The organism is Streptomyces sp. NPDC049597 (assembly GCF_040675505.1).
Taxonomy (GTDB): domain Bacteria; phylum Actinomycetota; class Actinomycetes; order Streptomycetales; family Streptomycetaceae; genus Streptomyces.
In genome coordinates this window covers 103,721-123,493 of record NZ_JBFAOY010000004.1, presented here as the reverse complement: position 1 = coordinate 123,493, position 19,773 = coordinate 103,721, and the positions used below count along the sequence as shown (strand labels likewise).

29 protein-coding genes are annotated in these 19,773 nt (G+C 69.0%); 27 read left to right on the top strand and 2 right to left on the bottom strand.

Going from position 1 to position 19,773, the window contains the following annotated elements; genetic code table 11:
* Positions 1-268: 268 nt before the first annotated feature.
* Together AB0K02_RS07290 and AB0K02_RS07285 are read right to left on the bottom strand one after the other, a co-directional pair.
* On the bottom strand, positions 269-3,199 hold the full coding sequence (locus AB0K02_RS07290; protein ID WP_365991352.1) for a poly(A) polymerase: 2,931 nt from the start codon (positions 3,197-3,199) through the stop codon (positions 269-271).
* A gap of 2 nt (positions 3,200-3,201) precedes the next feature.
* A complete protein-coding gene (locus AB0K02_RS07285) occupies positions 3,202-4,872 on the bottom strand; it encodes an RNA ligase family protein (protein ID WP_365991351.1) in 1,671 nt (556 codons plus the stop codon).
* A 101-nt stretch (positions 4,873-4,973) separates the two neighbouring features.
* Between AB0K02_RS07285 and AB0K02_RS07280 the strand changes: the two genes are divergently transcribed.
* From AB0K02_RS07280 to rpmJ, 27 genes are all read left to right on the top strand, one after another.
* Positions 4,974-5,687, top strand: a complete 714-nt coding sequence (locus tag AB0K02_RS07280; protein ID WP_365991350.1) for a YoaK family protein — start codon at positions 4,974-4,976, stop codon at positions 5,685-5,687.
* Positions 5,688-6,182: 495 nt separating this feature from the next.
* Entirely contained in the window at positions 6,183-6,491 is a 309-nt protein-coding gene (rpsJ, locus tag AB0K02_RS07275) for a 30S ribosomal protein S10 (RefSeq protein ID WP_003948644.1), read from the top strand.
* Between the two features lie 14 nt (positions 6,492-6,505).
* On the top strand, positions 6,506-7,150 hold the full coding sequence (rplC, locus tag AB0K02_RS07270) for a 50S ribosomal protein L3 (RefSeq protein ID WP_365991349.1): 645 nt from the start codon (positions 6,506-6,508) through the stop codon (positions 7,148-7,150).
* An 8-nt stretch (positions 7,151-7,158) separates the two neighbouring features.
* The gene (gene rplD, locus AB0K02_RS07265; RefSeq protein ID WP_365991348.1) at positions 7,159-7,812 is read left to right on the top strand and encodes a 50S ribosomal protein L4; all 654 of its coding nucleotides are present in this window, start codon (positions 7,159-7,161) and stop codon (positions 7,810-7,812) included.
* On the top strand, positions 7,812-8,135 hold the full coding sequence (gene rplW / locus AB0K02_RS07260) for a 50S ribosomal protein L23 (RefSeq protein ID WP_365991347.1): 324 nt from the start codon (positions 7,812-7,814) through the stop codon (positions 8,133-8,135). Before rplD ends, rplW begins: the two co-directional genes overlap by 1 nt.
* Positions 8,136-8,186: 51 nt before the next feature.
* Positions 8,187-9,023 (top strand): 50S ribosomal protein L2, encoded by an 837-nt coding sequence (gene rplB / locus AB0K02_RS07255; RefSeq protein ID WP_177148618.1) that lies wholly within the window; start codon positions 8,187-8,189, stop codon positions 9,021-9,023.
* 12 nt (positions 9,024-9,035) lie between these two features.
* Positions 9,036-9,317: a 30S ribosomal protein S19 gene (gene rpsS / locus AB0K02_RS07250; protein WP_166628878.1), complete on the top strand. Its 282-nt coding sequence runs from the start codon at positions 9,036-9,038 to the stop codon at positions 9,315-9,317.
* A gap of 42 nt (positions 9,318-9,359) precedes the next feature.
* Complete coding sequence (gene rplV, locus AB0K02_RS07245) at positions 9,360-9,707, top strand: 50S ribosomal protein L22 (RefSeq protein ID WP_009327087.1); 348 nt, start codon at positions 9,360-9,362, stop codon at positions 9,705-9,707.
* Positions 9,707-10,534: a 30S ribosomal protein S3 gene (gene rpsC / locus AB0K02_RS07240; protein WP_177148620.1), complete on the top strand. Its 828-nt coding sequence runs from the start codon at positions 9,707-9,709 to the stop codon at positions 10,532-10,534. The genes rplV and rpsC overlap by 1 nt, the downstream gene beginning before the upstream one ends.
* A gap of 5 nt (positions 10,535-10,539) precedes the next feature.
* Positions 10,540-10,959: a 50S ribosomal protein L16 gene (rplP, locus tag AB0K02_RS07235; RefSeq protein WP_072485538.1), complete on the top strand. Its 420-nt coding sequence runs from the start codon at positions 10,540-10,542 to the stop codon at positions 10,957-10,959.
* Positions 10,959-11,183, top strand: coding sequence for a 50S ribosomal protein L29 (rpmC, locus tag AB0K02_RS07230; RefSeq protein WP_017949657.1), 225 nt, complete (start codon positions 10,959-10,961; stop codon positions 11,181-11,183). The genes rplP and rpmC overlap by 1 nt, the downstream gene beginning before the upstream one ends.
* Positions 11,183-11,467, top strand: coding sequence for a 30S ribosomal protein S17 (gene rpsQ, locus AB0K02_RS07225; RefSeq protein ID WP_093656384.1), 285 nt, complete (start codon positions 11,183-11,185; stop codon positions 11,465-11,467). The genes rpmC and rpsQ overlap by 1 nt, the downstream gene beginning before the upstream one ends.
* 101 nt (positions 11,468-11,568) lie before the next feature.
* Complete coding sequence (gene rplN / locus AB0K02_RS07220) at positions 11,569-11,937, top strand: 50S ribosomal protein L14 (protein ID WP_003956455.1); 369 nt, start codon at positions 11,569-11,571, stop codon at positions 11,935-11,937.
* A 2-nt stretch (positions 11,938-11,939) separates the two neighbouring features.
* Positions 11,940-12,263: a 50S ribosomal protein L24 gene (gene rplX / locus AB0K02_RS07215; protein ID WP_073753485.1), complete on the top strand. Its 324-nt coding sequence runs from the start codon at positions 11,940-11,942 to the stop codon at positions 12,261-12,263.
* Positions 12,263-12,820, top strand: coding sequence for a 50S ribosomal protein L5 (gene rplE / locus AB0K02_RS07210; RefSeq protein WP_019888759.1), 558 nt, complete (start codon positions 12,263-12,265; stop codon positions 12,818-12,820). The genes rplX and rplE overlap by 1 nt, the downstream gene beginning before the upstream one ends.
* A gap of 5 nt (positions 12,821-12,825) precedes the next feature.
* A complete protein-coding gene (locus AB0K02_RS07205; RefSeq protein WP_003956452.1) occupies positions 12,826-13,011 on the top strand; it encodes a type Z 30S ribosomal protein S14 in 186 nt (61 codons plus the stop codon).
* A 234-nt stretch (positions 13,012-13,245) separates the two neighbouring features.
* Positions 13,246-13,644: a 30S ribosomal protein S8 gene (gene rpsH, locus AB0K02_RS07200; protein WP_019888762.1), complete on the top strand. Its 399-nt coding sequence runs from the start codon at positions 13,246-13,248 to the stop codon at positions 13,642-13,644.
* A 21-nt stretch (positions 13,645-13,665) separates the two neighbouring features.
* On the top strand, positions 13,666-14,205 hold the full coding sequence (rplF, locus tag AB0K02_RS07195) for a 50S ribosomal protein L6 (RefSeq protein WP_365991346.1): 540 nt from the start codon (positions 13,666-13,668) through the stop codon (positions 14,203-14,205).
* A 3-nt stretch (positions 14,206-14,208) separates the two neighbouring features.
* Complete coding sequence (rplR, locus tag AB0K02_RS07190) at positions 14,209-14,592, top strand: 50S ribosomal protein L18 (protein WP_177148623.1); 384 nt, start codon at positions 14,209-14,211, stop codon at positions 14,590-14,592.
* A gap of 39 nt (positions 14,593-14,631) precedes the next feature.
* The gene (rpsE, locus tag AB0K02_RS07185) at positions 14,632-15,237 is read left to right on the top strand and encodes a 30S ribosomal protein S5 (protein WP_005313527.1); all 606 of its coding nucleotides are present in this window, start codon (positions 14,632-14,634) and stop codon (positions 15,235-15,237) included.
* Positions 15,237-15,419: a 50S ribosomal protein L30 gene (gene rpmD, locus AB0K02_RS07180; protein ID WP_071273185.1), complete on the top strand. Its 183-nt coding sequence runs from the start codon at positions 15,237-15,239 to the stop codon at positions 15,417-15,419. Before rpsE ends, rpmD begins: the two co-directional genes overlap by 1 nt.
* Before the next feature lies 1 nt (position 15,420).
* Positions 15,421-15,876 (top strand): 50S ribosomal protein L15, encoded by a 456-nt coding sequence (rplO, locus tag AB0K02_RS07175; protein ID WP_177148624.1) that lies wholly within the window; start codon positions 15,421-15,423, stop codon positions 15,874-15,876.
* A gap of 213 nt (positions 15,877-16,089) precedes the next feature.
* Positions 16,090-17,409: a preprotein translocase subunit SecY gene (secY, locus tag AB0K02_RS07170; protein ID WP_177148625.1), complete on the top strand. Its 1,320-nt coding sequence runs from the start codon at positions 16,090-16,092 to the stop codon at positions 17,407-17,409.
* Positions 17,409-18,074, top strand: coding sequence for an adenylate kinase (locus AB0K02_RS07165; protein ID WP_365991345.1), 666 nt, complete (start codon positions 17,409-17,411; stop codon positions 18,072-18,074). The genes secY and AB0K02_RS07165 overlap by 1 nt, the downstream gene beginning before the upstream one ends.
* A gap of 96 nt (positions 18,075-18,170) precedes the next feature.
* A complete protein-coding gene (gene map, locus AB0K02_RS07160) occupies positions 18,171-19,007 on the top strand; it encodes a type I methionyl aminopeptidase (protein ID WP_365991344.1) in 837 nt (278 codons plus the stop codon).
* A 200-nt stretch (positions 19,008-19,207) separates the two neighbouring features.
* Positions 19,208-19,429 carry a translation initiation factor IF-1 gene (gene infA, locus AB0K02_RS07155; RefSeq protein ID WP_003956442.1) on the top strand — a complete coding sequence of 74 codons (222 nt, stop codon included), beginning with the start codon at positions 19,208-19,210 and terminating at the stop codon, positions 19,427-19,429.
* Positions 19,430-19,487: 58 nt separating this feature from the next.
* Positions 19,488-19,601, top strand: a complete 114-nt coding sequence (gene rpmJ, locus AB0K02_RS07150; RefSeq protein ID WP_003956441.1) for a 50S ribosomal protein L36 — start codon at positions 19,488-19,490, stop codon at positions 19,599-19,601.
* Positions 19,602-19,773 lie beyond the last annotated feature (172 nt).

Sequence of the window (19,773 nt, the reverse complement as noted above, 5' to 3'; positions counted from 1 at the left end):
CACTGCGGCGGCGCGGTGCCGGTCGCCGGACGGCGTCCTGACGGTTCTCGCGCGCGGCTGTGGGCAGCGCGCGGACAGCTCTGTCGTTCACCGGTGATGCTCCGTCCGCTTCCCCCCGCAGCGGACGGGCCCTGCCGTGCCCCCGTCTGCGTACTGTGATCTCCCCAGGCGCGGACGGGCTGGTCAGCCCCCTCCGCGATCAGCAAGACGGCGGTGACGGGAGCCGGGTTGCCTGGGAACGTGTGTGCTCTTCGCCGCTGCTCGGCGGTCAGCGCAGCGTGGGCACGTCCCCGCCCTCGGCGCGCGTCAGCGTCACGCCGGTGAGCCCCCGCAGCCACCGGTCCGCGATCCGGTCGAGCACGTCCCGGTCCGGCGGGGCCGCGCCCAGTCCGATCGCGAGGCGGACCGGGTCCCGGCCGAACGGGCGGGGCCAGGCGTGGACGTCGGGGGACACCTCGCAGAGCTCGCTGAGCAGCGCGCGCATACGGCCCCGGACCCGGCCCTCGGCCGGACCCGGCGGGACGGTCACGACCGCCCACGCCGCGTGCCGGCGGTGCAGCGGAGGCGCGGAGAGCAGACCGGCGGGCCCCGTCTCCAGCAGCTCCCAGGCGCGGAACAGCTCCTGGGTGAGCAGGTCGCGCATGCCCGGCGTGACCTGATCGCTGCACGGGCGTACGGGCGCGGAGGGAGTCATGATCACCACGGGCAGCTCCGGCGCGCCGGCACGGGGTGCGCCCACGGGCAGGTCCGGCGCGCCCACCCCGGGTGCCACCACCGGTTCGCGCCAGTCCCAGGCCGCCCACGTCGCGAAGAAGTGGCGCAGCAGTTCGGCGGGCGGCAGGTCCCCCGCCTCGCGGACGGTACGGGCCGCCAGCAGGGACCACGCCAGCCCGGGAAGCCCGCCGAACGGCGCCGAGTCCAGGCCGCGTGCCGTGGCCCACGCCTTGACCTCGCGTACCAGCCGGGCGAACGCCTCCCGGCGGTCGCCGGCCAGCGCGAGGACGGCCTCGGCGTCGCTGACGGCGCTGAGCGCGATCGCCGCCGCGGCGCCCAGTTCCGTACGGTTCTCGACGGCGGTGGCGGGGTCGGCCGCGCCGGTGGAAACCACGACCAGATCCACGGTCGGGCCGCCGACGTCCGCGCGCAGACCGGGGACCCGCGCACCGACCACCTCCCGCACGTCCGCCGCCTCGGGCAGCGCCGCCGTCAGCCGGGCGCGTACGTCCTCCAGCCGGTCCTCGCCCGGCAGCGCCGCCACCAGGTCCAGGTCCGCGCCGGGCAGGGCGCAGCCCATGCGACGGGAGCCGACGACATGCACCACGCCGTCGGCCAGCGCCTCACGGACGCGGCGCACGATGTCGTCCATGGCGCCCGCGTCCTGCGGCTCGCCGGACGACGACCCGTCCACCGCCGATCCGCCTTCTGCCTCCCGGCCGTGCGGCCACGTACTGCGAGTGAACGCCCACTCCGCCGCCCGCCCGGCCGCCGACATGTCCTGCGCCGACGCGTCCGCCACGGGATCGTCCGGCACCCACCGCACCTCGCCCGTCCCCAGTGCCACCGTCGCCCGGACGCGCATCGGTTCCTCCCCCCGGCGCGACAGCAGTGCCAGCTCGCCGATGCGGGCCGTCATGCCGCCGCCGAGCAGGGCCTCGCACTGCGCGGCCAATCGCTGCGGGTCGCGGGTCCGCCCCAGGGACAGGTGCGGCGTGAAACCGTGCGCCCGCCCCTGCCGCCCCGCGCACAGGGGGAAGCGCTCCACCAGCGCCTCGTACAGCTGTGCCCACGGCTCCTCGTCGCCCGCCGCCGGATCGAGCCATACGGTGGCGTCCTCCCGGTGGCCGAACCAGTGCACCCCCGCCGGCCGGGCGGTGAACGGCGCGACCTCCGCCGCGGCGGCGCTGAGCAGCGGGGCCGCCCGCTCGAAATCGGACTCGGGCAGGAAGCCGAAGAGGATGTTGACATGCGGCGGCCAGCGGCGGATCTGGCGGTCGTGCTCCCGTCGGATGTGCTGGATCGGCGGCCACAGCTCCCGTGGGGGGAGCCATGCCACGGCCGTGCGGGGAGTCGGCCGCAACGCGAGCACGTCCGCCGGCGTGTGCCGGCCGAGGGCCAGGTCGGCCCGTACGCCGTAGTGGTCGGAGACGTACAGGCCCTCCTCCGTGGGCGTGTCGCCGTGCAGCGCGGCCTCCCGCACCCGCAGCGCCTCCGCGCGCAGCAGCACCCGGTCCAGCCGGGAGGCCCGTCCGGTCAGCGAGGACACCGCGGCCAGCGGGTTGACGCCCGGGTCGAAGGTCGGCGTCGTGTCGCCCCTGCCGTGGACCTCGCTCCAGGCGTCGCGCATCCCGAGGGCCGCCGCCGGTGCGTCCGTGCCGTCGTTGAAGTCGCCCATCAGGACGACGTCGCCGTCCAGGGAGGCCAACCCCTCGGCGATGCTCGCCAGTTCGGTGTCACGCCGCCCCGCGCCGTCGTCCGAGTGGTCGCTGCTCAGGTGCGTCGCGGCCACCGTGACCGGCCCCGCGCCCGTCTCCACGACGAGCGCCGTCACCGCCTTGTGCGAGCCGAGCTCGTGGTGCCCTGCCTCCCGTACGGGCAGCCTGCTCAGCAGGAGCAGACCGCACTCGTCGACGTCCCGCGCACCCGGATCGGCGCCGAGCGTGTACGCCTCGCGCACCCAGGGCTCGCCGAGCACCATCGTCAGCAGCCGGGGCTCGACCTCCTGGAGAGCGATGACATCGGCGTCGGCCTCGCGCAGGGCGGCCAGCAGCAACGGCCTGCGCAGGGCGGTGTCGATGCGGTCGGCGTCGTAGCGGTCCCACAAGGTGTTCCAGGTCAGCACGCGCAGGCGGCCCGCGGGCACGGTGCCCCTGGGGGTGCGCGTCGGCACCCAGTCGGCGCCGTCCCACACGTGCGGCGTCCGGGCGGTGAAGAACGGCGCCCGCAGCCGGCGTGCCTCGCGCACCCGCCCGGCGTCCGTGTCGTCCATCCGGTCCAGCCCGCAGGTGCGGTCCCAGACCACCTCGCCGTCGGCCTCGAAGAACAGGACCCGGTGCCAGGGGATGTCGCCGCCGGGCACGAACGCGGGCAGCGGCACCCGCTTCGGCGCGGCCCCGCGCTGCATGACGCCGAGCACGAAGCGGGCCGGGTCGAAACGCGCGTCCCAGCGCACCCGGTGGTAGATCTCCTCGCTGGTACGCACGGCTACACCTCCTCCTCGATCGTCCCGCTCGCCCCGACGTACCAGGTGCGGTGCGCCTGGCCCGGGTACGGCGGGCCGAAGCGGTGCAGCTGGGCGGCGAGGACGGCAGGCGGAACCGGGTGCTCGCGCACGCTGTTGCGCCGGACGAGCTCGTCCTCGTCGACGAGGACGACGGCGTGGGTGATCAGGGCGTCACGGCGGCGGGCGACCGCGTGCACCAGGGAGCGCTGCTGCTGGTTGAGCGAGGTCGCGTCCCACACCGCGGTGCCGCCGGCCGCCAGGGCGGCGTCCAGCCGGTCGAGCCCCGCGCGCAGGATCTCGGCGTTGGCCTTCTGGTCGGCGCGTGAACCGCGGGCCTCGCGCAGGTCGTCCAGCGAGACGTACGCGTCCACCCCGGCGAGGCCCCGTGCGAACGTGCTCTTGCCGCTGCCCGCGGGTCCCACCATCTGGACGAGCCTCGGGAAGTCGCCTGCGCGCCACTGCCAGGTGGCCGCGACGGCCTCCTCGGCCGTGCCGATCCGCCCGAGCGCGTACGCCTCCCGTGCCTCGGCCCGGCAGCGGGCCGCGGCGTCCGGCTCCAGGTCACCGAAGAGCTCGGCCGGCTCCGCGATCGGTGCGGCGTCCTCGGCGTGCAGCGCCGACCACTCCACCTGCTCGCGTGCCTCGGCGTCCGGGGCCGTCGCCCGGGCGACGGCGTGCAGGACGCCGAGGTCGGCGGCGTACGACATCCGCACCAGACCGGCTCGTCGCTCCTCGTCCGGATAGGGCCGGTGCAGTGCCGGGGCCAGCCCGACGAGGTCCGCCACGCGCCGGGCGAGCGGCATCCCGAGCACCGCGGCCAGCCTGGGCGCGAGCCACGCCCGCCGGCTGCCGTGCAGCAGTGCGGCGAGGACGCCCGAGAGCCTCGCGTCGCCCGTGGCGCCCGCGACCTCCAGCCTGCCGAGGGCCGCCGCGTCGCCGCCGGGCACCCCGAGCGCGGCGGTCAGCGCCGCCGCGTCGGCGGGGGCGCCCGAACGCACCGTCCACAGCGCGGCGTTCGGGCCGAGCCCGTTCGCCACGACGGCCGCGTGCATCCAGTGCGTATCCGTCTGCACATGACCGGCGCGCACCCACTTGGCCACGCGCACCCCGAACTCCTCGGCGGGGAACCCCTCGGCGGTCCGGACGACGTACCCCTCCTGCCGCGTGAGGTCGAGCCTGAGCGCGCGCAGCTCCCGCTCGGCCCGCGCGGCGGTCTCGTCCAGGAATCCCCGCCACAGCACGCGCGGCACGGGAATGCCGAGCTCCCGCAGAAACGCCACGGTCCGGTCCCAGCCGAGGCAGTGCCCCTCGGCGTCCCACACGGAGAAGCCGTAGAAGTAGCCGTCCAGGTCGTCGTACGCGATCGAGTGCCGGGCGTACATGTTCTCGCCGCACACACGCCAGCCCTCGGGGACGGCGTGTCCGATGCGTCCCTGCAGCGCCTTGACCCAGGCCCGGGACGGGTGGTGGGCGGAGTCGAGGGACCGGGCGTGCAGGCCGTCGCGGTACAGGGTGGTGTTCTCGCCGTCGAGCTTCTCGGTGACGACGACCTCGCGCCCCAGCAGCCCGCGCAGGTCGGTGACCCGCAGATCGTCTCCTGTCGCCCCTGGCGACCAGGGCAGATGTCGTGTCCGCGGATAGTGCGTACGCATGTGACCGTTCCCCCGTGATAGCGGCTGCGCGGTCACTGTAAGTGTGCGCCCGGACGGGCTTCGACGGGTTTTCCTCCGCCTGGTGACCGTATCGTCCCGGTATGAGACCCGAACCGGGGCCCGCCCTCAGCGCGACCCTCGTCGCGCTGGCCTTCGCCACCGGCATGATCGAGTCCGTCAGCTTCCTCGCCCTGGGGCCGGTATTCACCGCGATGCAGACCGGCAACGTGCTCTTCCTCGGGTTCGCCGTCGCGGGGGAGGGCGCGTTGTCGCCCGCGGCACCCGCCGTCTCGCTGGCCGGCTTCGCGCTGGGCGCCGTCGCCGGCTCGGCGGTCGAGTCCGCCGCCGCCGCGCGGGGCCGCGGGTGGTTCGTGGCCGCGCTCGGCGGGGAGGCGGTGCTTCTGGGTCTCGCGGTGCTGGTCGCGTGGCGTGCCGGTGTCGACGCCGCGGGCGTGCCCCTCGCGGCACCGCACTTCGCGGTGATCGCCCTCGTGGCCTGCGCCATGGGCGTGCGCAACGTGACGATGCTGCGGGTGCACGTCCCGGAGATGCCCACCACGCTGGCGACCCGGGCGATGGCCGGCCTGTTCGGTGGTCTGCCCCTCACGCCGGCCGCGCGGACCTCCTCCGGTGCCCGGGCCGAGGGCCGCCGCGCCGTCTCGGTCGGCGCGATGTTCGCGGGCGCGCTGGCCGGGGCCTGGCTGCTGCACCAGTCGGTGCACCCCGCGGTGGTGCTGGCCGCACCGGCGGCGCTGGTCCTGGTGCTGCTCGGCTTCTGGGCGGCTGGGAGCGCACGCGTCTCGGAACCGGGCTGAGCGGCGCAGGGCCGGAGGGATCCGGAGGGAGCGGCAGGCGCGGGCGCGCAGCCCTGCCGTGCGGCCCCTGCCAACGGCTTCCGGAGGGCGAACCGCGTGCCGCGGTTTGACACGCAATCCCCGCGGGGTAATCTCTTCGGCTCGATTGGCCAAGGGCCCCGGGCGTGTGGCAGACTGTCCGGGTTGCTCGGTTGAGTGCCGATGCTGCGCGCCTCCCGCCGGGAGGACCGGAAGCGAGTCCCACAGTACTCGTCGATCCCACGCGGGTCGGACGTACGGGAATCTTCCGGGAAGCGTCAGCGGGGTACCGGCCAGGCACCCGGCGGGAGCTCTTCCCCCGGCTCGCGGTCCCTGGGCCCGCACCCCCTTGGTTGGGAAATCCTTCGGGAGATCTTCGTAGAGGGGCTGCGACACGCCCGACCGCGTGGGTCGGCGAAGAGCGCAGGTCCCACCGGGTTCCAGAGCGTTTACGAGAGACAGGACTACGAAGTAGCCATGGCGGGACAGAAGATCCGCATCCGGCTCAAGGCCTACGACCACGAGGTCATCGACTCCTCGGCGAAGAAGATCGTCGAGACGGTGACCCGCACTGGTGCGTCGGTCGCGGGCCCGGTGCCGCTGCCCACTGAGAAGAACGTGTACTGCGTCATCAAGTCGCCGCACAAGTACAAGGACTCGCGCGAGCACTTCGAGATGCGCACGCACAAGCGCCTGATCGACATCCTCGACCCGACGCCCAAGACCGTTGACTCGCTGATGCGCCTGGACCTTCCGGCCGGCGTCGACATCGAGATCAAGCTCTGAGAGGCGCGGAAGAGATGGCTAAGCAGATCAAGGGCGTCCTGGGCGAGAAGCTCGGCATGACCCAGGTCTGGGACGAGAACAACCGTGTCGTCCCGGTGACCGTCGTCAAGGCCGGGCCCTGCGTTGTTACCCAGGTCCGCACGAACGACATCGACGGCTACGAGTCGGTCCAGATCGCCTTCGGCGAGATCGACCCGCGCAAGGTGAACAAGCCCCTCAAGGGCCACTTCGCCAAGGCCGACGTGACCCCGCGCCGCCACCTGGTGGAGCTCCGTACCTCCGACGCCAGCGAGTACACGCTCGGCCAGGAGATCACCGCCGAGGTGTTCGAGTCCGGCGTCAAGGTCGACGTCACGGGCAAGAGCAAGGGCAAGGGCTTCGCCGGTGTCATGAAGCGTCACAACTTCAAGGGCCTCGGCGCCGGTCACGGCACCCAGCGCAAGCACCGCTCTCCCGGTTCCATCGGTGGCTGCGCCACCCCGGGCCGTGTGTTCAAGGGCCTCCGCATGGCGGGCCGTATGGGCAACGAGCGGGTCACCACCCAGAACCTGACCGTTCACGCCGTTGACGCGGAGAAGGGCCTGCTGCTCATCAAGGGCGCGGTTCCTGGTCCGAACGGCGGCCTCGTCCTGGTCCGTACCGCGGCCAAGGGGGCCTGAGGTAACCGATGAGCACCATTGACATCCTTTCGCCGGCAGGCGACAAGGCCGGGACCGTCGAGCTCCCCGCGGAGATCTTCGACGCCAAGGTCAGCGTTCCGCTGATCCACCAGGTCGTCGTCGCGCAGCTGGCCGCTGCCCGCCAGGGCACGCACAAGACCAAGACCCGCGGCGAGGTCCGTGGTGGTGGCAAGAAGCCTTACCGCCAGAAGGGCACCGGCCGCGCCCGCCAGGGTTCGACCCGTGCGCCGCAGTTCGCCGGCGGTGGCGTCGTCCACGGCCCCGTGCCGCGCGACTACTCGCAGCGGACCCCGAAGAAGATGAAGGCCGCCGCCCTGCGCGGTGCCCTCTCGGACCGGGCTCGCCACTCGCGCATCCACGTCGTCTCCGGCGTGGTCGACGGCGCGGCGTCCACGAAGGCCGCCAAGTCCCTGTTCGGCAAGATCTCGGAGCGCAAGAACCTGCTCCTGGTCGCCGAGCGCTCGGACGAGGCCGCGTGGCTGTCCGCCCGCAACCTGCCCCAGGTCCACATCCTGGAGCCGGGCCAGCTGAACACGTACGACGTGCTCGTCTCCGACGACGTGGTCTTCACCCAGGCCGCCTTCGAGTCCTTCGTGTCCGGCCCCAAGGCCGCCAACGACACCGAAGGGAGCGAGGCCTGATGTCCGAGGCCACGATCACCAGCAAGACCTTCACGGACCCGCGCGACATTCTTGTCAAGCCGGTTGTCTCGGAGAAGAGCTACGCGCTGCTGGACGAGAACAAGTACACGTTCGTCGTCGACCCGCGTGCCAACAAGACCCAGATCAAGCAGGCCGTCGAGGCGGTCTTCTCGGTCAAGGTCACCGGGGTCAACACGATCAACCGCCAGGGCAAGCGCAAGCGCACCCGCACCGGTTTCGGCAAGCGCGCCAACACCAAGCGCGCCATCGTGACCCTTGCTGAGGGCGACCGTATCGACATCTTCGGCGGCCCGACCTCCTGACGGAGGTCGAGTCGTCCAGATTTCGGAATAGCTTCCGAGGACTGAGAGACAATGGGTATCCGCAAGTACAAGCCGACGACTCCGGGCCGTCGTGGCTCCAGCGTCGCCGACTTCGTCGAGATCACGCGGTCCACGCCGGAGAAGTCGCTGGTCCGCCCCCTGCACAGCAAGGGCGGCCGTAACAACACCGGTCGTGTGACCGTCCGTCACCAGGGCGGTGGCCACAAGCGCGCCTACCGCGTGATCGACTTCCGTCGTCACGACAAGGACGGCGTGCCGGCCAAGGTCGCTCACATCGAGTACGACCCGAACCGCACCGCGCGCATCGCGCTGCTGCACTACGCAGACGGCGAGAAGCGCTACATCATCGCGCCGCGTGGCCTGAACCAGGGCGACCGTGTCGAGAACGGCCCGGCCGCCGACATCAAGCCCGGCAACAACCTGGCGCTGCGCAACATCCCGGTCGGTACGACCATCCACGCCATCGAGCTGCGGCCCGGCGGCGGCGCGAAGTTCGCCCGCTCCGCGGGTGCCTCCGTGCAGCTGCTGGCGAAGGAGGGCCAGATGGCCCACCTGCGTATGCCGTCCGGCGAGATCCGCCTGGTCGACGTCCGCTGCCGCGCCACCATCGGCGAGGTCGGCAACGCCGAGCAGTCGAACATCAACTGGGGCAAGGCCGGCCGCAAGCGCTGGCTGGGCGTCCGCCCGACCGTTCGCGGTGTGGCGATGAACCCGGTTGACCACCCGCACGGTGGTGGTGAGGGCAAGACCTCCGGTGGTCGCCACCCGGTCTCCCCGTGGGGTCAGAAGGAGGGTCGTACTCGTTCGCCGAAGAAGGCTTCGAACAAGTACATCGTCCGCCGCCGCAAGACGAACAAGAAGCGCTAGGAGCGGGTTTAGATGCCGCGCAGTCTCAAGAAGGGGCCCTTCGTCGACGACCACCTGATCAAGAAGGTGGACGCCCAGAACGAAGCCGGCACCAAGAACGTCATCAAGACCTGGTCCCGTCGCTCGATGATCATCCCGGCCATGCTCGGCCACACGATCGCGGTGCACAACGGCAAGACCCACGTCCCGGTGTTCGTCACCGAGTCCATGGTCGGCCACAAGCTCGGCGAGTTCTCGCCGACTCGCACCTTCCGCGGCCACGTCAAGGACGACCGGAAGTCGAAGCGCCGCTAAAGCGGGGTGGAACGACTAATGACTTACACCGAAGGGACAACCATGGAAGCCAGGGCCCAGGCGCGGTACATCCGCGTCACGCCCATGAAGGCCCGCCGCGTGGTGGACCTCATCCGTGGCATGGATGCCACGGAGGCTCAGGCGGTCCTGCGTTTCGCCCCGCAGGCCGCGAGCGTGCCGGTCGGCAAGGTGCTGGACAGCGCCATTGCCAACGCCGCGCACAACTACGACCACACGGACGCCTCTTCGCTGTTCATCAGCGAGGCGTACGTGGACGAGGGCCCGACCCTGAAGCGGTTCCGTCCGCGTGCTCAGGGCCGTGCCTACCGGATCCGTAAGCGGACCAGCCACATCACCGTGGTCGTCAGCAGCAAGGAAGGAACCCGGTAATGGGCCAGAAGGTAAACCCGCACGGGTTCCGGCTCGGTATCACCACGGACTTCAAGTCCCGCTGGTACGCCGACAAGCTGTACAAGGACTACGTCAAGGAAGACGTCGCCATCCGTCGGATGATGACGTCCGGCATGGAGCGCGCCGGCATCTCGAAGGTTGAGATCGAGCGCACCCGTGACCGTGTGCGGGTGGACATCCACACCGCGCGTCCCGGCATCGTCATCGGCCGTCGTGGCGCCGAGGCCGACCGCATCCGCGGCGACCTCGAGAAGCTCACGGGCAAGCAGGTCCAGCTGAACATCCTCGAGGTCAAGAACCCCGAGGTCGACGCTCAGCTCGTGGCCCAGGCCGTTGCCGAGCAGCTGTCCTCCCGCGTCTCCTTCCGCCGTGCCATGCGCAAGAGCATGCAGTCGGCCATGAAGGCGGGCGCCAAGGGCATCAAGATCCAGTGTGGCGGCCGTCTCGGCGGCGCCGAGATGTCCCGCTCGGAGTTCTACCGCGAGGGCCGTGTGCCCCTGCACACGCTCCGCGCGAACGTCGAGTACGGCTTCTTCGAGGCCAAGACCACCTTCGGCCGCATCGGCGTGAAGGTCTGGATCTACAAGGGCGACGTCAAGAACATCGCCGAGGTCCGCGCCGAGAACGCTGCTGCCCGCGCCGGCAACCGCCCGGCCCGTGGCGGCGCCGACCGCCCGGCCCGTGGTGGCCGCGGTGGCGAGCGTGGCGGTCGCGGTCGCAAGCCGCAGCAGGCTGCTGCTGCCGAGGCCCCCAAGGCCGAGGCCGCTGCCGCCGCTCCGGCTGAGAGCACCGGAACGGAGGCCTGACCGAAATGCTGATCCCCCGTAGGGTCAAGCACCGCAAGCAGCACCACCCGAAGCGCAGCGGTATGTCCAAGGGTGGTACGCAGGTTGCGTTCGGCGAGTACGGCATCCAGGCCCTCACTCCGGCGTACGTGACCAACCGCCAGATCGAGGCGGCTCGTATCGCGATGACCCGCCACATCAAGCGTGGCGGCAAGGTCTGGATCAACATCTACCCGGACCGCCCGCTGACCAAGAAGCCTGCCGAGACCCGCATGGGTTCCGGTAAGGGTTCCCCGGAGTGGTGGATCGCGAACGTCAAGCCCGGTCGGGTGATGTTCGAACTGTCCTACCCGAACGAGAAGATTGCTCGTGAGGCGCTCACCCGCGCTGCTCACAAGCTTCCGATGAAGTGCCGCATCGTTCGGCGCGAGGCAGGTGAGGCGTGATGTCGGCCGGAACCAAGGCGTCCGAGCTGCGCGAGCTGGGCAACGAGGAGCTTGTTGCCAAGCTTCGCGAGGCCAAGGAAGAGCTGTTCAACCTCCGCTTCCAGGCGGCGACCGGTCAGCTCGAGAACCACGGCCGGCTGAAGGCCGTCCGCAAGGACATCGCCCGGATCTACACCCTGATGCGTGAGCGTGAGCTGGGCATCGAGACGGTGGAGAGCGCCTGATGAGCGAGAGCAACGTGACTGAGAACAAGACCGAGCGCGGATTCCGCAAGACCCGTGAGGGTCTGGTCGTCAGCGACAAGATGGACAAGACCGTCGTCGTCGCCGTCGAGGACCGCGTGAAGCACGCGCTGTACGGCAAGGTCATCCGCCGTACGAACAAGCTCAAGGCGCACGACGAGCAGAACGCCGCGGGCGTCGGCGACCGTGTCCTCCTCATGGAGACCCGGCCGCTGTCCGCGACGAAGCGCTGGCGCGTCGTCGAGATCCTCGAGAAGGCCAAGTAATCGCTTGAAGGGGTAACCCTTCGAGTTCGTTCCGCCAGGCTCGGCGGGGGCGTCCGCTGTGACGCCCCCGCCGGGAACCGGCAGACAATCAGGAGATAGACGTGATCCAGCAGGAGTCGCGGCTTCGCGTCGCCGACAACACTGGTGCCAAGGAGATCCTTTGCATCCGTGTTCTCGGTGGCTCGGGCCGCCGCTACGCGGGCATCGGTGACGTCATCGTCGCCACCGTCAAGGATGCGATCCCCGGTGGCAACGTGAAGAAGGGTGACGTCGTCAAGGCGGTCATCGTTCGCACCGTCAAGGAGCGCCGCCGCCAGGACGGCTCGTACATCCGCTTCGACGAGAACGCCGCCGTCATTCTGAAGAACGACGGCGACCCTCGCGGCACCCGTATCTTCGGCCCCGTGGGCCGTGAGCTGCGCGAGAAGAAGTTCATGAAGATCATCTCGCTCGCGCCGGAGGTGCTGTAAGCATGAAGATCAAGAAGGGCGACCTGGTTCAGGTCATCACCGGCAAGGACAAGGGCAAGCAGGGCAAGGTCATCGCGGCCTTCCCCCGCGAGGACCGCGTCCTGGTCGAGGGTGTCAACCGGGTCAAGAAGCACACCAAGGCCGGCCAGACCGCTCGTGGTTCGCAGACCGGCGGCATCGTCACCACCGAGGCCCCCATCCACGTGAGCAACGTTCAGCTCGTCGTGGAGAAGGACGGCAAGAAGGTCGTGACCCGCGTCGGTTACCGCTTCGACGACGAGGGCAACAAGATCCGCGTTGCCAAGCGGACGGGTGAGGACATCTGATGGCTACCACCACCACTCCGCGTCTGAAGACGAAGTACCGCGAGGAGATCGCGGGCAAGCTGCGTGAGGAGTTCTCGTACGAGAACGTCATGCAGGTCCCCGGCCTCGTCAAGATCGTGGTCAACATGGGTGTGGGCGACGCCGCCCGCGACTCCAAGCTGATCGAGGGCGCCATCCGCGACCTCACCACGATCACCGGTCAGAAGCCGGCCGTCACCAAGGCCCGCAAGTCCATCGCGCAGTTCAAGCTGCGTGAGGGTCAGCCGATCGGTGCGCACGTCACCCTCCGTGGCGACCGCATGTGGGAGTTCCTGGACCGCACCCTGTCGCTCGCGCTCCCGCGCATCCGCGACTTCCGTGGTCTGTCCCCCAAGCAGTTCGACGGCCGTGGCAACTACACCTTCGGTCTCACGGAGCAGGTCATGTTCCACGAGATCGACCAGGACAAGATCGACCGTGTCCGGGGTATGGACATCACCGTGGTCACCACGGCGACCAACGACGACGAGGGCCGCGCCCTCCTTCGTCACCTCGGCTTCCCGTTCAAGGAGGCGTGAGCGAGATGGCGAAGAAGGCTCTGATTGCCAAGGCTGCTCGTAAGCCCAAGTTCGGTGTGCGCGCGTACACCCGCTGCCAGCGCTGCGGCCGTCCGCACTCCGTGTACCGCAAGTTCGGCCTGTGCCGCGTGTGCCTTCGTGAGATGGCTCACCGTGGCGAGCTGCCGGGCGTGACCAAGAGCTCCTGGTAATCCCCTCGTTGGGATGACCGGAGTCTCTCGGTAAGCACTGGGTATGGCGGAGGCCCTTCCCTCCATGGCTTAGGCTGGGAGGGTTGGGCGTCCGCCGCCCGTACGCCCGCGGACCAGGTCCGCTATAAACGCTTACTACGCCGTAGGTCCCCGCGCCGCACCCGTCCCGCCCCTGTGTGGGGAGAGGGATGGCGCATACAGGAAACCCCGGCGAGAGAGGCCGAAGGCCAATTCATGACCATGACTGATCCGATCGCAGACATGCTTACGCGTCTGCGGAACGCGAACTCGGCATACCACGACTCCGTGTCGATGCCGCACAGCAAGATCAAGTCGCACATCGCGGAGATCCTCCAGCAGGAGGGTTTCATCACCGGCTGGAAGGTCGAGGACGCCGAGGTCGGCAAGAACCTCGTCCTGGAGCTGAAGTTCGGCCCGAACCGTGAGCGTTCGATCGCCGGCATCAAGCGCATCTCGAAGCCGGGTCTGCGTGTTTACGCGAAGTCCACCAACCTGCCGAAGGTTCTCGGCGGCCTGGGCGTGGCGATCATCTCCACGTCCCACGGTCTCCTGACCGGCCAGCAGGCGCAGAAGAAGGGCGTGGGTGGGGAAGTCCTCGCCTACGTCTGGTAGTCGGGAACGGAGGAAAAGCTCATGTCGCGAATCGGCAAGCTCCCCATCCAGGTTCCCGCCGGTGTGGACGTCACCATCGATGGCCGCACGGTCACCGTGAAGGGTTCCAAGGGCACCCTCACGCACACCGTCGCCGCGCCGATCGAGATCGTCAAGGGTGAGGACGGCGTTCTGAACGTCACCCGCCCCAACGACGAGCGTCAGAACAAGGCCCTCCACGGCCTGTCCCGCACGCTGGTGGCGAACATGATCACCGGTGTGACCCAGGGATACACCAAGGCGCTCGAGATCAGCGGTGTCGGTTACCGCGTTGCCGCGAAGGGCTCCAACCTGGAGTTCCAGCTCGGCTACAGCCACCCGATCCTGGTGGAGGCCCCCGAGGGGATCTCCTTCAAGGTCGAGTCGCCGACCAAGTTCTCGGTCGAGGGCATCGACAAGCAGAAGGTCGGCGAGGTCGCCGCGAACATCCGCAAGCTGCGCAAGCCCGACCCGTACAAGGCCAAGGGCGTGAAGTACGCGGGCGAGGTCATCCGCCGCAAGGTCGGAAAGGCGGGTAAGTAAGCCATGGCATACGGTGTGAAGATCGCCAAGGGCAAGGCCTACAAGGCTGCTGCCATCAAGCGCCGCCACATCCGCGTCCGCAAGAAGGTCTCGGGCACGGCCGAGCGTCCGCGCCTGGTCGTGACGCGCTCGAACCGCCACATGGTCGCCCAGGTCATCGACGACATCAAGGGTCACACCCTGGCGTCGGCGTCGACCCTGGACACCTCCATCCGGGGTGGCGAGGGCGACAAGTCCGCGCAGGCCAAGCAGGTCGGCGCCCTGGTCGCCGAGCGTGCCAAGGCCGCCGGTGTCGAGGCTGTCGTGTTCGACCGTGGTGGCAACCAGTACGCCGGGCGCATCGCCGCCCTGGCGGACGCCGCCCGCGAAGCCGGGCTCAAGTTCTGAGCCTGCCGTAGCTAGCGGATAAAGAGAGAGGTAATTCCAATGGCTGGACCCCAGCGCCGCGGAAGCGGTGCCGGTGGCGGCGAGCGGCGGGACCGGAAGGGCCGTGACGGCGGCGCAGCTGCCGCCGAGAAGACCGCGTACGTTGAGCGCGTTGTCGCGATCAACCGCGTCGCCAAGGTTGTGAAGGGTGGTCGTCGCTTCAGCTTCACCGCGCTGGTCGTGGTGGGCGATGGTGACGGCACCGTCGGCGTCGGATACGGCAAGGCCAAGGAGGTGCCGGCCGCCATCGCCAAGGGTGTGGAGGAGGCCAAGAAGCACTTCTTCAAGGTCCCCCGCATCCAGGGCACCATCCCGCACCCGATCCAGGGCGAGAAGGCTGCCGGCGTCGTTCTGCTGAAGCCGGCTTCCCCCGGTACCGGTGTTATCGCCGGTGGCCCGGTGCGTGCCGTGCTCGAGTGCGCGGGCGTGCACGACATCCTGTCGAAGTCGCTCGGCTCGGACAACGCGATCAACATCGTGCACGCGACCGTGGCGGCCCTGAAGGGCCTGCAGCGTCCCGAGGAGATCGCGGCCCGCCGCGGTCTGCCGCTCGAGGACGTCGCCCCCGCGGCTCTGCTGCGTGCGCGTGCGGGAGCGGGTGCGTAATGGCTCGCCTCAAGATCACGCAGACGAAGTCGTACATCGGCAGCAAGCAGAACCACCGCGACACGCTGCGTTCGCTTGGCCTCAAGCGGGTCAACGACGTGGTCGTCAAGGAGGACCGTCCCGAGTTCCGCGGCATGGTGCACACCGTCCGCCACCTCGTGACGGTCGAGGAGGTCGACTGACATGGCGGAGCAGAACCCGCTGAAGGTCCACAACCTCCGTCCCGCCCCCGGCGCCAAGACCGCCAAGACCCGTGTCGGTCGTGGTGAGGCGTCGAAGGGTAAGACGGCCGGTCGTGGTACCAAGGGCACCAAGGCCCGTTACCAGGTTCCGCAGCGCTTCGAGGGTGGGCAGATGCCCCTCCACATGCGGCTGCCGAAGCTCAAGGGCTTCAAGAACCCGTTCCGCACCGAGTACCAGGTCGTGAACCTGGACAAGCTGGCCGCCCTGTACCCGCAGGGTGGCGAGGTCACCGTCGCCGACCTGGTCGACAAGGGTGCCGTGCGCAAGAACAGCCTCGTCAAGGTCCTGGGCCAGGGCGAGATCTCCGTGGCGCTGCAGGTGACGGTCGACGCCGTCTCCGGCTCCGCCAAGGAGAAGATCGCCGCCGCCGGCGGCACCGTCACCGAGCTCGTCTGAGACGACTCGATGGCCTGAACATCCAGCCGGGGATGCCTTCCAAATGGGGCATCCCCGGTTGGTCGTTCCTAGGGGGGCATGGTCGCCGGTAAGGTGGCGTGCACTGTTAACTTCAGCCCGGTGTGCCTACCCGGCAAACCGTGCGGATACGTATTCGTCGATCCTCAAGACCGTCACCTCTGACGCAGAAGCGCGGGGGTCGCAGGAGGCACCGTGCTCACCGCGTTCGCCCGGGCGTTCAAGACGCCCGACCTGCGCAAGAAGCTCCTGTTCACGCTGGCCATCATCGTGCTGTACCGCCTCGGGTCGCACATTCCGGTCCCGGGCGTGGACTATCAGAACGTTCAGATCTGTGTGGATGCGGCCCAGAAGGGCAACAACAGCCTCTTCGGGCTGGTGAACATGTTCAGCGGCGGGGCGCTGCTGCAGATCACCATTTTTGCGCTGGGCATCATGCCGTACATCACGGCGAGCATCATCCTTCAGCTGCTGACCGTGGTGATCCCACGGCTCGAGGCCCTCAAGAAGGAGGGCCAGTCCGGCACGGCGAAGATCACGCAGTACACGCGCTACCTGACCGTCGCGCTCGCCGTCCTCCAGGGCACCGGCCTGGTGGCAACCGCCCGCAGCGGCGCGCTGTTCAGCGGCTGCACGGTGGCCGACCAGATCGTTCCCGACCAGTCGATCTTCACCACCGTCGTGATGGTGGTCACGATGACCGCCGGCACCGCCGCCGTCATGTGGCTCGGTGAGCTCATCACCGACCGCGGCATCGGCAACGGCATGTCCATCCTGATGTTCATCTCGATCGCCGCCGGCTTCCCGGGCGCCCTGTGGGCCATCAAGGAGAGCGGCAAGCTCGCGGGCGGGTGGATCGAGTTCGGCACGGTCATCCTGATCGGCTTCGTGATGGTCGGCCTCGTCGTCTTCGTCGAGCAGGCCCAGCGCCGCATCCCGGTGCAGTACGCGAAGCGCATGATCGGCCGCAGGTCGTACGGCGGTACGTCCACATACATCCCGCTCAAGGTGAACCAGGCAGGTGTGATTCCTGTCATCTTCGCGTCGTCGCTGCTGTACATCCCGGCGCTCGTCGCGCAGTTCTCGAACTCCAACGCGGGCTGGAAAACCTGGATCGAAGCCCACTTCGTGAAGGGTGACCACCCCTACTACATCGCTACGTACTTCCTCCTGATCGTGTTCTTCGCCTTCTTCTATGTGGCGATCTCGTTCAACCCCGAGGAAGTCGCGGACAACATGAAGAAGTATGGTGGCTTCATCCCGGGTATCCGGGCTGGTCGTCCTACTGCCGAGTACCTGAGCTACGTGCTCAACAGGATCACTTGGCCGGGCTCGCTGTACCTGGGTCTGATTGCTCTTGTTCCGACGATGGCGTTGGCAGGCTTCGGAGGCGCGAACCAGAACTTCCCGTTCGGCGGGACGAGCATCCTCATCATCGTGGGTGTGGGTCTGGAGACCGTGAAGCAGATCGAGAGCCAGCTCCAGCAGCGCAATTACGAAGGGTTCCTCCGCTGATGCGAATCGTCCTTGTCGGACCGCCCGGTGCCGGGAAGGGAACGCAGGCCGCGTACCTTGCCAAGAACCTGTCGATCCCGCACATCTCCACGGGCGACCTCTTCCGTGCCAACATCTCCCAGGGCACGGAACTGGGCAAGCAGGCCAAGTCGTACATGGACGCCGGCAACCTGGTCCCCGACGAGGTGACCATCGGGATGGCCAAGGACCGCATGTCCCAGCCCGACGCCGTGAACGGGTTCCTGCTGGACGGCTTCCCGCGCAACGTGGGCCAGGCCGAGGCGCTGGACGGGATGCTGCAGGGCGAGGGCGTCACGCTGGACGCGGTCCTCGACCTGGAGGTCCCCGAGGACGAGGTCGTCAAGCGGATCGCCGGCCGTCGCGTGTGCCGCAACGACAGCGCGCACGTCTTCCACGTCACGTACACCCCGCCGAAGGCCGAGGGTGTCTGCGACGAGTGCGGCGGCGAGCTGTACCAGCGCGACGACGACTCCGAGGAGACGGTGCGCAAGCGGCTCGAGGTCTACCACACGCAGACCGAGCCGATCATCGACTACTACAAGGCCCAGGGCCTGGTGGTCACCATCTCCGCGCTGGGCAAGGTCGCCGACGTGACCGCCCGGGCGATGGAGGCCCTGCAGGAGGACAAGGCCGCACAGGCCTGATCCGGACAGTCTCGAGTACGGCCGCGGTGTCCGACGGACGCCGCGGCCGTATTGTTGATAAGCCCCCGATTCCCGCCGAGAAAGGCGCCCGCCGTAATGGTGCAGATCAAGACCCCCGAGCAGATCGCGAAGATGCGCGAGGCGGGACTGGTCGTCGCCGCCATCCACGCGGCGACCCGCGAGGCCGCGGTGCCCGGCGCCACGACCCGTGACCTGGACGAGGTCGCCCGCAAGGTCATCGCCGACCACGGCGCCAAGTCGAACTTCCTCGGGTACGGCGGCTTCCCCGCGACGATCTGCACCTCGGTGAACGAGGTCGTCGTCCACGGCATCCCCGACGAGAAGACCGTCCTGAAGGACGGCGACATCATCTCCATCGACTGCGGCGCGATCGTCGACGGCTGGCACGGCGACGCCGCGTACACGGCCTTCGTGGGCAGCGGTCACGCCCCGGAGCTCATCGAGCTGTCCCGGGTCACCGAGGAGTCGATGTGGGCCGGCATCGCCGCGATGAAGAACGGCAACCGCCTCGTCGACATCTCCCGCGCCATCGAGACGTACATCCGCCGCCAGCCGCGTCCCGCGACCGGCAAGTACGGGATCATCGAGGACTACGGCGGCCACGGCATCGGCACCGAGATGCACATGGACCCGCACCTGCTGAACTACGTCTCCCGCAAGCGCGGCCGCGGCCCCAAGCTGGTGCCGGGCTTCTGCCTCGCGATCGAGCCGATGGTCTCGCTCGGCACGCCGCTGACCGATGTGCTCGAGGACGACTGGACGGTCGTGACGACCGACGGCACCTGGTCCTCGCACTGGGAGCACTCCGTGGCGCTCACGGAGGAGGGCCCCCTGGTGCTGACGGCCCCCGACGGCGGCAAGGCGAAGCTGGCCGAGCTGGGCGTCACCGCGGCGCCGGACCCCCTGGCCTGACGGCCGGGCTCTTCCCCTCGGCCCCGAGGGCCCGAGGCCTCCTGCGCGCCAGGAGCGTATCGATCTTCTGCGGTGGGCACACTTGCCGGATTCGTCTTTTGGAAGGGCCTGACGTAGACTGATGCGTCGGCTCTCGTGTACCCGTGTGTCCGCACCCGGGGAGGAGAGTCGATCAAGGTAGCCGATTCGAAGGGCGAAGCGTGGCCAAGAAGCAAGGTGCCATCGAAATCGAGGGCACCGTGATCGAGTCCCTCCCGAACGCCATGTTCAAGGTGGAGCTCCAGAACGGTCACAAGGTCCTCGCGCACATCTCCGGCAAGATGCGGATGCACTACATCCGTATCCTCCCGGACGACCGGGTCGTCGTGGAGCTCTCTCCGTATGACCTGACGCGTGGGCGGATCGTCTACCGCTACAAGTAGATCTTGTCGCACCCCCTTCCGCGGGGTGTCGGCACTGACCCGGAGAACCTCACATCCCATGAAGGTCAAGCCGAGCGTCAAGAAGATCTGCGACAAGTGCAAGGTGATCCGCCGTCACGGCCGGGTCATGGTCATCTGCGACAACCTGCGCCACAAGCAGCGCCAGGGCTGACGCACGACCACCTGCACTCGCAGTTCTTCGCGCGACGCACGTAAAAACATGTACATACGCAGAGTCCGCCTGGCCACGGCTGGCGACACCTCCGGTGGAGGCCGGAGACCTGGGCGTACCACCCTTCTCCAAGGGTCGGCGACCACGGAACGGCTTTGCGGAAGACCTCCGA

What these genes read in the sequence shown, in the direction of transcription:
- rpsC (WP_177148620.1), top strand. Translation starts at nt 9,707, where the DNA reads ATGGGCCAGAAGGTAAACCCGCACGGGTTCCGGCTCGGTATCACCACG.
- rpsS (WP_166628878.1), top strand. Translation starts at nt 9,036, where the DNA reads ATGCCGCGCAGTCTCAAGAAGGGGCCCTTCGTCGACGACCACCTGATC.
- rplX (WP_073753485.1), top strand. Translation starts at nt 11,940, where the DNA reads ATGAAGATCAAGAAGGGCGACCTGGTTCAGGTCATCACCGGCAAGGAC.
- rpsE (WP_005313527.1), top strand. Translation starts at nt 14,632, where the DNA reads ATGGCTGGACCCCAGCGCCGCGGAAGCGGTGCCGGTGGCGGCGAGCGG.
- map (WP_365991344.1), top strand. Translation starts at nt 18,171, where the DNA reads ATGGTGCAGATCAAGACCCCCGAGCAGATCGCGAAGATGCGCGAGGCG.
- rplV (WP_009327087.1), top strand. Translation starts at nt 9,360, where the DNA reads ATGGAAGCCAGGGCCCAGGCGCGGTACATCCGCGTCACGCCCATGAAG.
- rpmJ (WP_003956441.1), top strand. Translation starts at nt 19,488, where the DNA reads ATGAAGGTCAAGCCGAGCGTCAAGAAGATCTGCGACAAGTGCAAGGTG.
- rplE (WP_019888759.1), top strand. Translation starts at nt 12,263, where the DNA reads ATGGCTACCACCACCACTCCGCGTCTGAAGACGAAGTACCGCGAGGAG.
- AB0K02_RS07165 (WP_365991345.1), top strand. Translation starts at nt 17,409, where the DNA reads ATGCGAATCGTCCTTGTCGGACCGCCCGGTGCCGGGAAGGGAACGCAG.
- rpsQ (WP_093656384.1), top strand. Translation starts at nt 11,183, where the DNA reads ATGAGCGAGAGCAACGTGACTGAGAACAAGACCGAGCGCGGATTCCGC.
- rpmD (WP_071273185.1), top strand. Translation starts at nt 15,237, where the DNA reads ATGGCTCGCCTCAAGATCACGCAGACGAAGTCGTACATCGGCAGCAAG.
- rplW (WP_365991347.1), top strand. Translation starts at nt 7,812, where the DNA reads ATGTCCGAGGCCACGATCACCAGCAAGACCTTCACGGACCCGCGCGAC.
- rplB (WP_177148618.1), top strand. Translation starts at nt 8,187, where the DNA reads ATGGGTATCCGCAAGTACAAGCCGACGACTCCGGGCCGTCGTGGCTCC.
- rplR (WP_177148623.1), top strand. Translation starts at nt 14,209, where the DNA reads ATGGCATACGGTGTGAAGATCGCCAAGGGCAAGGCCTACAAGGCTGCT.
- rplC (WP_365991349.1), top strand. Translation starts at nt 6,506, where the DNA reads ATGGCTAAGCAGATCAAGGGCGTCCTGGGCGAGAAGCTCGGCATGACC.
- rplF (WP_365991346.1), top strand. Translation starts at nt 13,666, where the DNA reads ATGTCGCGAATCGGCAAGCTCCCCATCCAGGTTCCCGCCGGTGTGGAC.
- AB0K02_RS07285 (WP_365991351.1), bottom strand. Translation starts at nt 4,872, where the DNA reads ATGCGTACGCACTATCCGCGGACACGACATCTGCCCTGGTCGCCAGGG.
- rpmC (WP_017949657.1), top strand. Translation starts at nt 10,959, where the DNA reads ATGTCGGCCGGAACCAAGGCGTCCGAGCTGCGCGAGCTGGGCAACGAG.
- AB0K02_RS07205 (WP_003956452.1), top strand. Translation starts at nt 12,826, where the DNA reads ATGGCGAAGAAGGCTCTGATTGCCAAGGCTGCTCGTAAGCCCAAGTTC.
- AB0K02_RS07280 (WP_365991350.1), top strand. Translation starts at nt 4,974, where the DNA reads ATGAGACCCGAACCGGGGCCCGCCCTCAGCGCGACCCTCGTCGCGCTG.
- rplD (WP_365991348.1), top strand. Translation starts at nt 7,159, where the DNA reads ATGAGCACCATTGACATCCTTTCGCCGGCAGGCGACAAGGCCGGGACC.
- rplP (WP_072485538.1), top strand. Translation starts at nt 10,540, where the DNA reads ATGCTGATCCCCCGTAGGGTCAAGCACCGCAAGCAGCACCACCCGAAG.
- rplO (WP_177148624.1), top strand. Translation starts at nt 15,421, where the DNA reads ATGGCGGAGCAGAACCCGCTGAAGGTCCACAACCTCCGTCCCGCCCCC.
- rpsJ (WP_003948644.1), top strand. Translation starts at nt 6,183, where the DNA reads ATGGCGGGACAGAAGATCCGCATCCGGCTCAAGGCCTACGACCACGAG.
- rpsH (WP_019888762.1), top strand. Translation starts at nt 13,246, where the DNA reads ATGACCATGACTGATCCGATCGCAGACATGCTTACGCGTCTGCGGAAC.